The organism is Streptomyces sp. NBC_01478, assembly GCF_036227225.1.
In the GTDB taxonomy this organism is placed as follows: Bacteria; Actinomycetota; Actinomycetes; order Streptomycetales; family Streptomycetaceae; genus Streptomyces.
Genome location: NZ_CP109444.1, coordinates 1,848,880 through 1,860,957, shown reverse-complemented (window position 1 = coordinate 1,860,957; position 12,078 = coordinate 1,848,880). Strand labels below are relative to the sequence as shown.

Annotated in this window: 9 protein-coding genes; 3 read left to right on the top strand and 6 right to left on the bottom strand. The window is 71.9% G+C overall.

Features of this window, described 5'->3' with window-relative positions; translation table 11 throughout:
* The first annotated feature begins 204 nt into the window (after positions 1-204).
* Complete coding sequence (locus OG223_RS08455) at positions 205-1,686, top strand: MFS transporter (RefSeq protein ID WP_329265195.1); 1,482 nt, start codon at positions 205-207, stop codon at positions 1,684-1,686.
* Positions 1,687-1,747: 61 nt separating this feature from the next.
* Here OG223_RS08455 and OG223_RS08450 read toward each other — a convergent pair whose 3' ends face one another.
* The 5 genes from OG223_RS08450 to OG223_RS08430 all read right to left on the bottom strand — a co-directional run bounded on the left by OG223_RS08450 (position 1,748) and on the right by OG223_RS08430 (position 7,964).
* On the bottom strand, positions 1,748-3,550 hold the full coding sequence (locus tag OG223_RS08450; protein ID WP_443073698.1) for an ATP-binding SpoIIE family protein phosphatase: 1,803 nt from the start codon (positions 3,548-3,550) through the stop codon (positions 1,748-1,750).
* Positions 3,551-3,603: 53 nt separating this feature from the next.
* Positions 3,604-4,308, bottom strand: coding sequence for a class I SAM-dependent DNA methyltransferase (locus OG223_RS08445; RefSeq protein ID WP_443073697.1), 705 nt, complete (start codon positions 4,306-4,308; stop codon positions 3,604-3,606).
* Positions 4,309-4,494: 186 nt separating this feature from the next.
* On the bottom strand, positions 4,495-6,690 hold the full coding sequence (locus OG223_RS08440; protein WP_329244648.1) for a hypothetical protein: 2,196 nt from the start codon (positions 6,688-6,690) through the stop codon (positions 4,495-4,497).
* 79 nt (positions 6,691-6,769) lie between these two features.
* A complete protein-coding gene (locus OG223_RS08435; protein ID WP_329244645.1) occupies positions 6,770-7,447 on the bottom strand; it encodes an HAD family hydrolase in 678 nt (225 codons plus the stop codon).
* Between the two features lie 40 nt (positions 7,448-7,487).
* Positions 7,488-7,964 carry an Lrp/AsnC family transcriptional regulator gene (locus OG223_RS08430; protein WP_329244642.1) on the bottom strand — a complete coding sequence of 159 codons (477 nt, stop codon included), beginning with the start codon at positions 7,962-7,964 and terminating at the stop codon, positions 7,488-7,490.
* A gap of 170 nt (positions 7,965-8,134) precedes the next feature.
* Between OG223_RS08430 and OG223_RS08425 the strand changes: the two genes are divergently transcribed.
* Entirely contained in the window at positions 8,135-9,628 is a 1,494-nt protein-coding gene (locus OG223_RS08425) for an FUSC family protein (RefSeq protein WP_329244640.1), read from the top strand.
* 374 nt (positions 9,629-10,002) lie between these two features.
* Positions 10,003-11,037: a lactonase family protein gene (locus tag OG223_RS08420; RefSeq protein ID WP_329244637.1), complete on the top strand. Its 1,035-nt coding sequence runs from the start codon at positions 10,003-10,005 to the stop codon at positions 11,035-11,037.
* Between the two features lie 91 nt (positions 11,038-11,128).
* Here OG223_RS08420 and OG223_RS08415 read toward each other — a convergent pair whose 3' ends face one another.
* Complete coding sequence (locus OG223_RS08415) at positions 11,129-12,052, bottom strand: sirohydrochlorin chelatase (RefSeq protein WP_329244634.1); 924 nt, start codon at positions 12,050-12,052, stop codon at positions 11,129-11,131.
* Positions 12,053-12,078: the final 26 nt, after the last annotated feature.

The window sequence follows — 12,078 nt, the reverse complement described above, 5'->3', positions numbered from 1 at the left end:
CCTGTCATGTGTGAACCTAACGCCTGGACTCGGGATGATCGAGTGGTGGGGAGCAGGGGGCGGGCGTACCGTCGAACGGTGAGCATCCAGTGGACGGAGTCGTTCACCGGCCTCTCGTGAGTGCGAACCGCCATGAGCAGCAGTCCTCAGCAAGCCTCCGCAGCGCAGTCCACCACCCGGGAACCGGGCGGTGGCGGAAGCACGATGGCGCTGCTGGTCATCGCGTCCTGTCAGTTGATGGTGGTCCTCGACATCACCATCGTGAACATCGCGCTGCCGCACATCCAGAGTTCGCTGGGGTTCTCGACCACCAGCCTGGCCTGGGTGGTCAACGCGTACACCCTCACCTTCGGCGGTCTGCTGCTGCTCGGTGGGCGGGCCGGTGACATTCTCGGCAGGCGGCGGGTGTTCGTGTTCGGGGTGCTGCTCTTCGTACTCGCCTCCCTGCTCGGCGGGTTGTCCCAGAACTCCGGCGAACTCCTCGCCGCCCGCGCCCTCCAGGGCGTCGGCGGTGCCATCGCCTCGCCGACCTCCCTCGCCCTCATCAGCACGACGTTCCGTGAAGGCCCGGAGCGCAACCGGGCGTTCGGGGTCTTCGCCGGTGTCTCGGCCGGCGGCGGCGCGATCGGACTGCTGATGGGCGGGATCCTCGTCGAGTGGCTGAACTGGCGCTGGGTGCTCTTCGTCAACGTGCCCATCGGACTGCTCATCGTCCTCGCCACCCCGCGCTGGATCCGCGAGTCCGAACGCCATCCCGGCCACTTCGACCTCACCGGCGCGCTGACCTCCACCGTGGGCATGGTGCTGCTGGTGTACGGCTTCATCCGGGCCGCGCAGGAGGGTTGGAGCGACTGGCTCACCCTGGCCTCGTTCGGCGCGGCCGTCGTCGTCCTCGCGCTGTTCGTCCTGGTCGAGCGGCGCTCCCGGCAGCCGATCACCCCGCTGCACATGTTCCGCGACCGCAACCGGGCCGGGACGTACGGCATCATGCTCTGCCTCGCCGCCGCGATCTTCGGCATGTTCTTCTTCCTCACGCTCTTCGTGCAGGACGTGCTGGGCTTCAGCCCGCTCATGGCCGGCTTCGCCTTCCTGCCGGTCAGTGCGGTGATCGCGGTCGGCGCGGGCCTGGCCTCGCGGTTCCTGCCGACCTACGGCCCCAAGCCGTTCATGGTCGTCGGCGCGATCCTCGCCGCGGGCGGCCTGTCCTGGCTGACGCTGACGGACGTCCACTCCACGTACCTGGGCAGTGTCCTCGGCCCGATGCTCGTGTTCAGCCTGGGCATGGGCATGGAGTTCGTGTCGCTGACCCTGATGGCCCTCTCCGACGTCCCCGTCCAGGAGACCGGCGCGGCCTCCGGACTCCTCAACGTCATGCAGCAGGTGGGCGGTTCGCTCGGACTGTCCATCCTGGTCACGATGTTCGGCACGGCCAGCCGCAACGAGGCGAAGGACCAGATCCCCGCGTTCCTGTCGCAGGCGACCCCGGCCGAGCGCCTCCGGTTCCAGCACACCGGCCAACTCCCGGGCACCTGGGGCGATCACGTCCTCACCGCCGGGGTCTCGGCCGCGTTCGTCATGGCGGCGATCTTCACCGTCGTCGCCGCGCTGATCGCCGTCGTCGTCATCCAGGTCCGCACCTCCGACCTGGAACGCCTCAAGGGCGGCACGGGAGTTGGACCGGTCTGAGCTGCAACTCCCGTGTTACGCCCGGTTGGTCGTCAACTCCCCTGATGCGTACGGCCGGTCGTCAACTCCCGTGATACGGCGGCTCTTTCGGGATCTGCTGCTCGAACCACACGACCTTCCCCGTGCTCAGCCGCGTCGCTCCCCAGCGCTGCGCGAGCCGGTCGACGATGAACAGCCCCCGCCCGCCCTCGTCGCCCGGTGCCGCGTCCCGCATCCGGGGCACCTGGGACGAGTCGTCGGTCACCTCGCAGCGCAGCACGTCGGTGCGCAGCAGCCGGAGCGAGATGGGTCGGGACGCGTACCGTACGGCGTTCGTGACGACCTCGCCGACCAGGAGTTCCGTGGTGTCCAGCAGGGGGTCCAGGCCCCAGCGGTGCAGCACCCTGCGGGTCAGCCGGCGGGCCTGTCCGGCCGTGAGCGGGTGGGGGTCGAGGTGCCAGTAGCCGACGCTGTCCGGCGGGAAGCCCTCGAAGCGGGCGGTGAGCAGCGCGATGTCGTCGTCGCGGGGGCCCGGCGCCAGCGCGGTGAGGATCCGGTCGCACAGGCGCTCCAGCGAGGAGAGACGGTGTCTGTGCGGGGTGGAGCGGAGATGTGTGCGCAGGGCCTCGACGCCCGTCCCCACGTCCCTGTCACGGGACTCGACCAGGCCGTCGGTGTACAGGACCAGGGTGGTGCCGGTGGGCGCCGGCATCTCCACTGACTCGAAGACGACACCGCCGACACCGATCGGCGCGCCCGGCGGGACCTGGAGGACCTCGGCGTGGCCGTTCGGGCGCAGCAGCACGGCGGGCGGATGGCCGGCGTTGGCCATGAGCAGGCGGTGCGAGATCGGGTCGTAGATCGCGTACAGGCAGGTCGCGATGTGGTCGCTGCCGAGCCGCTGGGCCTGTTCGTCGAGGTGGTGGAGGACCTCGTGCGGGGGCAGGTCGAGGCCGGCGAGGGTCTGCACGATGGTGCGCAACTGGCCCATGATCGCGGCGGAGGTCATGGAGTGGCCCATGACGTCGCCGACGATCAGTGCGACCCGGCTGCCGGGCAGCGGGATCGCGTCGTACCAGTCGCCGCCGACCTGCGCGGTCTTCGAGGCGGGCAGATAGCGGCTGGCCAGGCGGATGCCGGTCGGTTCGGGCAGCGACGACGGGAGCATGGTGTGCTGGAGGGTGTCCGCGACGGAGGCCTCGTGGCCGTACATCACCGCCTTCTGGACGCCGATGGCGGTGTGGGTGGCCAGTTGGGAGGCGACGAGCAGGTCGTCGGCGGTGAACGCGGAGCGGTCGGGGCGGCGCAGCAGGACGACGGTGCCCATGACGTGGTGGCGGCCGTGCAGCGGGGCGATGATCAGCCGGCGGCCCGGCGGCAGTGTCCCCGGCGCGCTCGCCGTGGGTCCCAGCAGCTCGGTCACCGCGAGGCCGATGCCCGGTGTGTCGCCGAAGGCCGGCTGCCCGGCCAGCAGCAGTTTCGCGAGCCGGCCGTCGAGCACCGGCCGCACCCGCTCGGCCACGTCCCCGTACTCGGCGTGCGGCATCAGCAGCGCGGTCCTGGCCTCCGGCGCCCGGTCGACGCTGTGCAGTTGCAGCACGACGGCCGTGGGCGACTTCTCGTCCCCGACGGGCAGCGGATCGTGCAGATGGATCACGATCGCGTCCGCGAAGGCGGGCACCGCCGCCCACCGCAGCTCCCGCAGCGTCTCGTCCAGGTCCATCCCGCGGGCGATCCGCCGGGTGGCCACATCCAGGTACTGGAGCCGGTCCATGTGCCGTACAGGCGTCCGGCCGAGCGGTACGACGGGTGCCGGGCCGCTCGACGAGACGCCTCGCCGGGTGGATCCGGCGGGGCCTTCGCGAGGGCTGGGATGCTCCGTCACGCGCTTCGTCCCGTCCACTGGTGCGGCATGGCCGCCGTGTCGGTGCTACGGCGTCAGTCGCGCCGTCGGCAGCACAGGAAGACCTGTTCCTCGGGCGGGACGTCGGCGACCGCCGGGGCGTAGGTGTAGGAGGTCTCCTTCACGATCTCGAAGCCCGCCGTGTCGAGGATCTTGTGCAGGTCTTCGAGGAGATAGCCGGAGACCCTGATCGTGTGGCCGAGGAAGGGGATCGCGAAGTCGTCCACATGGGCCTCCACCATCGACAGGGCGAACAGTCCGCCCGGGGTGAGCAGGTGGTGGATCGTGCGCAGGGCGAGCGGGATCTCCGCGCGCGGAAGCATGAGCAGGGAGAAGAACGCGGCGACACCGTCGAAACGGCCCAGGTCACGGGGGCCGCCCGGGCGCAGCTCCGCGAGGTCGAGCTGGTGGAACGTGGCGGTGGGGACGTACCCCCGGGCCAGCTCCACCATCCCGGCGGACAGGTCCACGCCGACGACCTCGAGACCTGCGTCGGCCAGTTGCCGGGCGGTCGGCACGCCCGTGCCGGAGCCGAGGTCCAGCACGCGGGAGCCCGGGGGGAGGGACTTGATCAGCCAGTCGCCCGCGCCGATCTGGCCCTCCTTGTGCGGGAAGGCCTCGTCGTACCGGTCCCCGATGGCGTCGAAGGCCTCGGCCTGGCCGGTGCGGTCGAGCCGCAGGCCGGCGTAGTCGGACCCGTCATACGTTCCGCTCACTGAAGTGGCCTTTCGTCCGCGCATAGAGGATTGTCCCACAAGTGGGTGAAGTGGGGTTTGGGCGGAGAAAGAACGTGAGGGGCGCCCTGGGGCACCCCTCACGGAACGTCGAGGGCGAGGAAAGCGAACGGACTGGATTCTTTAGCCCGAAGGCAATAAGGGATGGAGAAGGAAGCCCGTTCATGGCCTCGCCGCGACCGACGCTATCAGTCACGCGGGGATCAGGTCGCGCAGATTTTCGGGAGTCACGATCCGCGAACCCTCGGGCAGCTCGTCCGGGCGGCGCAGACCGATGTAGGTGACCGGTCCGTCCGGGACCGTCTCGCCGTCCCACAGGGTCACCGTGGTCCCCTCCCCGGTCATCAGCTCGACGAGATGGCGCACGGTGAGCTGCTCACGCTCGACGATGCCGCGCAGCAGCGTCGCCACCGTCACCCGGTTCTCCTCCACCCGGTTCGCCGACGGACTGCCTTTGAGATACAGGTGCAGCCACTTCGCCCGCCAGCCACCGTCGTCCCCGCGCAGGAACACCAGCGGCAGCGCGACCCGGCCCGCCCCGCGCAGCTCCGACTTCATCCGCACGGTACGCGGCTCGAACGGCCGCCCCCGCTGCTCGCCCTCGCGCAGCATGAACCCGAAGAACGACTCCTCGACCTCCTCGAAGCCCTCACCCGCGAAGATGTTGACCTGCGGCACGACGAACGCCCCGCGGACGGAACCCAGCCGCAGATTGATGAACTCCGAGGCCCCGTCCGGTGCTTCGACGATGTCACCGGAGTGCTCGCCCTCGACCTCGGTGAGCGAGGTGTACGACAACCACGCGTTCGTCGAGTAGTCGGCGTTCAGCATCAGCGCGGACAGGTCGAAGTCGGTACGCCGCTTCGCCTCCTTCCAGTACACGAAGAAGCGCAGCAACTCGCCCTCCACCGCCGACAACGACCCGCGCGGCAGCACCCCGAGCCCGGCCGCCGTCGCCTTCCCGCTCAACGGCAGCGCCACGTCGAGCACCTCCGGATCGACCAACAGCCGCTCCACGACGGGCAGTCGACGCCGCGTCTCGTCGTCGAGCGCGGCAATCAGCCGCGCCCGCTCCACCGGTCCTACGACCGACCGCTCGTCGTCGGTCACCCAGGCCCGGCCGCGCCGGTTCACGAAGACCCGCAACTGCCCGGTCTCCCGGGCCCGGTTGTGCAGATGCTCGCGCACCGACAGCACGACACGGCCCGACACCTCGGGCGCGACCTGCTCGGCGGCGGCCGCCACGGCGTCCCGCTCCTCCTGCGTGCGCGCCGTGCGCAGCAGCCGGTCCAGCGCGCGGAACAGCTTGCCGGGCGCGGACCTCAGCAGTGCCACGGCTCCCAACAGGTCGTCCGCAGCGAGGAGTTCCTCGACCCGGCCGTCGAACGAGGGTGCCTTCCGCTCGCCGCGCGCGACCGCGAACACCTCGGCGGCGTGCGGCCACCGCGGGTACTCGTGCGGGTGCAGCCGCTCACCGAGCCGCTTCCACGCCTCGCGGTGCACGGCCACGTCGGCGAGCTTTGCTGGCGACGCGGCGACCACCGAGTCCAGCGCGGCGAGCAGCGCCCGCCGCACCGGGCGGGACTGCGAGCGGAAGCGGGTCGGCGCCAGCAGCGACACCTCGCCGTCCGACAGGGCGCAGGCCAGCCGCAGCACATCGGTGACAGTGTCCACCAGAAGCTCCGAACCGGCCTTCAGGCGGGCCTGGTTGACGAGCGCGCGGTTCTCCCGGACCGGGATCGCCTCGGGCTGCGGCCCGTCGGCGCAGCGCTCGGCCAGGGCGCGCAGATCGCGCTGGTGCTCCTCGCCCAGGGGTGTGGTGCTGCCGGCCAACGCCAGGTACAGCGCGGTGAGTTCGTCGACCAGGTGGCCGCCCGGGTGCAGCACCGTGAGCCGGTCGCCGGCCGCCGCGATCAACTCGTCCTGCACGGCGAGCAGTTCGGCGTACGTGTGCTGGTATCGGCCGTACGTCGGCAGGCTGAGCAGGTTCACCACGCCGGTCCACATCTCGGCCAGTGTTCCGGCGCGCGTCTTCTCGTCGCGGAGCGCGTCGAGCAGGCACTCCATCCAGAAGTCCTCGGTGGAGGGCACGTTCTTCGGGAAGTCGATGAAGTAGGCGTTGTGCCGCACGTGATCGCCGACCAGCTCGCGGACGGTCCGCAGCGTGCGTCCGGCGATACGGACGACCGTCTCCTCGGGCAGCACCGACAGCCGTTCCAGCAGATCCGCGGAGAGCTTGAAGCCCACGGTGAGCAACGCGGCGTCGAACTGCCGCGCGGCGACGGCGCCTTCACCCAGGGGACCCGTGGGGCTTTCACTCACGGGAGCCGTGGGGAGGGGGATGCGGAACGTGTGGCGGAGGACCAGCGGTTCGAGTCGGTCGATCATTCCGGCATGCTCCCAGAACCGAACAAGCGGGCGCATTCGGGTTTCACTCGGACTTCTTCCGGCGGCCCTGGTGGTCAGGTCAGGTCAGCCAGTCGTACGCCCCCTGCGCGCTGAACTCCGCCTGGCCGCCCCGCAGTAGCAGGCCCGCCGTCGCGAACTCGGGGGCGTCGGCCTGCGCGGCCACGTACGGGATCGCGATGCAGCGCATCCCGGCCGCGTGCGCCGCCGCCGCGCCCGGAGCCGCGTCCTCCAGGACCGCACAGTCGGCCGGAGCCGACCCGAGCCGCCGCGCGGCCTCCAGGAAGACGTCCGGCGCGGGCTTGCCCCGCGCCACCTCGTCCGCCGAGACCGCGGTCCGCAGCCACGCGTCGAGCCCGGTGCCCGCCAGGATCGCCTCGATGGCCTCCGGCGACGAACCCGAGGCCACCGCCATCGGCACCCCCTCGGCCGCCAGCAGCTCCACGAACTTCCGCATCTCCGGGTACACGCGGGTGGCGGCCCTGGCCAGCGCCAGATAGTGGCGGTTCGTCTCCGCGAGCAGCTCCTCCACCGGCGCCTTCAGGCCGTGGCGCTCCTTCAGGAGGACAAGGGTCTCCTGGGTGCTGATGCCGACGTAGCGCTCGTGCTGTTCCCAGGTGAAGTCCGGGACGCCGTGCTCGGCGAGGGTCTGCCGGGTGGCTTCGTAGTAGTTCGGCTCGCTGTCCACGAGTGTTCCGTCGAGATCGAAGATGACCGAGAGGCCGCCGGGATCGCTCATGGGATCAGGATGCCAAGGGACGCCAAGGGATGCCGAGGGGTCACTTCCCGGCCGCGCGGCCGACCGCCTCCACCAGCGGCAGCAGGCGGTGCGGGACACGCTCGCGCAACACCATCTCGGTCCGGGTGCGGACCACCCCGGGCAGGCTGATCAGCCGCTGGATCACATCCTCCAGATGACCGTTGTCCCGCGCCACGACGCGGGTGAGCAGATCCCCGCCCCCGGTGATCGAGAACGCCTCGACGATCTCCGGCACGGCGGCCAGCGCGTCCCCGACCTCGTCGAGATGCCCCTGGGTGACCTCGATGTGCACGAACGCGAGCACCGGGTGCCCGAGCGCGGCGGGGGAGAGGTAGGGGCCGGTGCCGGTGATCACCCCGTCCCGCTCCAGCCGGTCCAGCCGCGCCTGGAGCGTGCCGCGCGCGACGCCGAGCAGCCGGGCGTACTCGCGCACGCTGGTACGCGGCTGCTCCAGGAGCAGCCGCAGGATGCGGGTGTCGAGTTCGTCCACGCTCATGGCACACGACTGTACCAATGGCTCTACTTCCAAGAGCTGTGCCAATGGTCCAGTGAGTCGAGAGGCACTTGAGCCAGTCGCCTCGATGGTGCTGTGATGGACATGTCGATGGCGCTGCGGACCTCCGCGGCGCCTTTTTCATGTGGGTGTGCGCAAGGGGCGGGGAAGCAGTGCTGAAGCGGGTGTTCGTGGCTCCGGACCCGGGGCGGACGCGGTTGCGTTTCGCCGCGCGGGCCGTTCTCGGCATCGGTCTGGCGGTCGTCGTGTGCGGGCTCACCGGCCAGTCCCTCGCGGGCACCGTGACCGGCGGTCTCGCCGCGCTGCTCGCCCTGTTCACGGTGACGGACGCCACGGTGCGCGGGCAGGCCGTCACCACCGCGCTGCTGCCCTGCGTGGGCCTGCCGGTGCTCGCCGCCGCGGCCGAACTGCACGACCACCCCGTCGCCCGGGACCTCACCTTCCTCGCCGTGGTCGGCGCCGGCGTCTACGCCCGCCGCTGGGGACCGCGCGGCCACAGCCTCGGCGTCTTCGCGTTCATGACCTTCTTCGTGGCCCAGTTCCTGCACGCGACCACTGACCAACTGCCCATGCTCTACGCCGCCGTGGCCCTCTCCGTGCTCACCGCGGCGGCGGTCCGCTTCGGCCTGTGGTGCTACGAGCGCCGGCTGCCCCCGCCCGCCGTACCCGCCCCGCCGACCGGCCGCGGGCTGGCCCGGGTGACCACCCGACAGGCCGTCCAGGCGACCGCGGGCGCCGGATTCGCCCTTGTGGTGGGCCAGTTGGTGTCCGGGCAGCGCTGGTACTGGGCCGTCGGCGCCACCTGGTGGATCTTCGTCAACACCGCCTCGCGCGGCGAGACCGTGATCCGCGGCTTCCGCCGCGTCCTCGGCACGGTCCTCGGCATCGCCCTGGGCCTGCTCGTCGCCGTACCGGTCCACGGCGCACCTGTCCCCACCGCGATCCTGGTCGCCGCCTGCGTCTTCCTGATCTTCTACTCGGCCGCCGTCTCCTACACGTGGATGATGCTCTCGGTGACCTTGATGGCCGAGCTGCTCTACGGCCTCCTCGGCGTCCTGAACCCCGGCCTGCTGGCCCTGCGGTTCGCGGAGACCGGCGTCGGCGCGCTCGGTGCCGTACTGGCCGTCCTGCTCGTGCTGCCGGTGACCACGCACACCACCACCGACGCCTGGATCCAACGCGCCCTGCGCTGCGTCCACACCTGCACCGCCGAGGCCGCCGCCCGCCTCGCCGGTTCCACGACGGCCGACCCCGCCGGACGGGTCGCCGAACTGGAGCAACTCCTCGGCCGGGTACGGCTCTCCGTGGCCCCCTTGGTGCACCCGCTGAACCCGACACTCGGCCGCAAGCGCCGCGCCCGCCGAGTACTCGCCCTGCTCGACGACTGCGCCCGTGAGATCCGCGGCCTCGCCGCCGTGGCCGCAGACCCCGAGGCCTCCCACGACACCCGCCTGGCCGCCGCCTGCTGGCGCGTCGAGATCGCGGTCGAGGCACTCACCGACGGCGATACGGCACGTCTTACGGCCACCGAGGCCAGGCCGCCGACGGAGCCCGCGCTGGCCCACCTCCACGGCCTGGAACGCGCCCTCGCGGAACTGGCGGAGCCGCTGCGCGCACGGTCTGGTTCGCGGCTCGTCGGAGCCTGAGCCGGTTCGGCCTGGCGAAGGCAAAGGCGGAGGCCGCGCACGACATCCGCTCGCCTGCTGCCTGCTGCCTGCTGCCTGCCGCCTGCCGCCTGCCGGCGCATCGAGGCCGGGGGCGAGGCGCTCGCCGAGGGTGACACGTCGCGGCTCACGGTCGACTCTGCCCGGCCGCGCGCCGAACCCGCACCGGCGTCCACCTCCACGGCCTGGAACGCGCCCTCGCCGAACTCGCCGAGCCGCTGCGCGCACGCTCCGCCATGTCCCGCTCGAACAGACTCGGCACTTTGGTCTAGACCGGTCATGATCGACTGCTACCGTCAGCCCCGACAGCACAGAGCCGGAGCACGGACCGGAGCACAGACCGAGAGGGGACAGCCGTGGCAGACGGCGACAGGCGGGAACGACGGGCCTTCATCGGGTCGTTCACGGCGGCGGGCGGCCCGGGTGTCGTCACGGCGGCCGTGGACGCGGAGAGCGGCGCGCTGACCGTCGTGAGCGGTGTCGACGGCGTTCCCGACCCCTCGTATCTCGCCCTGGCACCCGACGGGGACACCCTCTACGCCGTCAGCGAGACGGCCGAGGGCGCGGTGGCCGCGTACCGCGTCATCGACGACAAGCCCGAGCTGCTCGGGACGCCGGTGCGCGTCGGCGCGGGACCGACCCACCTGAGCCTGTTCGCGGGGCACGTGCTGACCGCCGACTACGGCTCCGGCAGCGTCACCGCCGTGCCGGTCCGCCCGGACGGCACCCTGGCCGGCAGCTCCTCCGGACAGCTCCGGCACACCGGCTCCGGCCCGCACGAGCAGCGCCAGCACGTTCCGCACGCCCACCAGATCCAGCCCGACCCGAGCGGCCGCTGGGCGGTCAGCGTCGACCTCGGCACCGACTCCGTGCGGGTGTGCACGCTGGAGGACGGCCGTCCCGTACTGCATCGCGAGATCGCGCTCAGGCCCGGCTCGGGCCCCCGCCACCTGGCCTTCCATCCCGACGGCGGTCTCGCCTACGTCCTCAACGAACTCGCCCCGACCGTCACCGTCTGCCGCTGGGACGCGGAGAGCGGCTCACTGCAGCCGCTGACCGAGACATCGGTCCTGCCGGGCTCCCCGGACGGTGAGGCCGCCTACCCCTCGGGCATCGTGGCCTCGCCGGACGGCCGCTTCGTCTGGACGGCGACCCGCGGCGAGGACGTGCTGTCCGTGCTCGCGGTCGAGGGCGAGGGGCTGCGGCTGGTCGGGACGGTGCCCTGCGAGGGCCACTGGCCGCGCGCGCTCACCGAGGCCGGGGGACACCTGTACGTGGCGAACGAACGCTCCGGAGACGTCACGTGGTTCGCCGTCGACCCGGCGACGGGCGTCCCGCGACGCGGCGGCTCGGTCAAGGTGCCCGCCGCGTCCTGCGTGGTGTTCGACTGAAGCCGCAACCGACTCCAGGACATGCCGAAGGGCCCACTCCCGCGTGAGGAGGGGCCCTTTCGGCGCTACGGCGTTCCGTGTACGGGGTGGGTCAGCGAACCGGAGCGCCCTGCTGCTGCGGCGAGGCGATGCCCAGCGCCGTCGTGTACTTGGCGAGCGCGAGCTTGCCGATCGCCGGGTACGGGCCGAGCGCCTCGGCGGTGGCACAGCCGGCCTCGGCGGCGGCCGCATCGAGCAGGGCCGGGTCGATCTCGGGGCCGATCAGATAGGGCGCCAGCGCGAGTTGCTGCGAACCCGAGGAACGCAGTTGCTCCGCGATGGCCGCGATCGAACCCTCCTGGTCCAGCGCCGCCGCCATCACCGGCACGGCGAGGCGCGCGGCGAGCAGCATGCCGGTGATACCGGCCGCCTGCACGGCCTCCTCGCCACCCACGGACGCGAGGATGATGCCGTCAGCGGCGGTCGCCACGGTGAACAGCCGGGCGCGGTCGGCACGGGCCAGACCCGCCTCGGACAGCCGCACGTGCAGCGCCTCGGCGAGCAACGGGTGCGGGCCGAGCACATCGGTCAGATCGGCCGCGACCCGGCTGTCCATGACGGCCTGGCGGACCTGGCGCAGCAGTGCGCTGTCCGGACCGGCGAGCAGCGGCACCACGACGGCCACCGGGCCGTCGGGCTCCTTGACGTCGGCGCCGGCGGCCCTGGCCTGCTCGAAGCGGGCGGTGCGCTCCTCGGCGGCGTGCGCGAGCACGGACGTCAGCGTGGGGAACTCCGAGTCGTCCCCGTCGAGATAACCGATGCGGCCGTCCAGGCCGGGCAGCTCGGAGCGCGCGATGCTCACGACCTCCTCGGCGAGGCTGCGCGTGGCGGCGCTGGGCGTACCCGGTACAGCGAGGACGAACGCGGGCGCGCCCTCGGGAGCCGCCAGCGGCTCGGGTCGGCGGTGCCGCCCGGGCTGGCGAGGTCGCGGCATTCGTACTGGCAGGCCGGACGCGGGCCCAGTGGGGGAGCTCATGGCGAGGCATGTTACTGGCTTCCTGG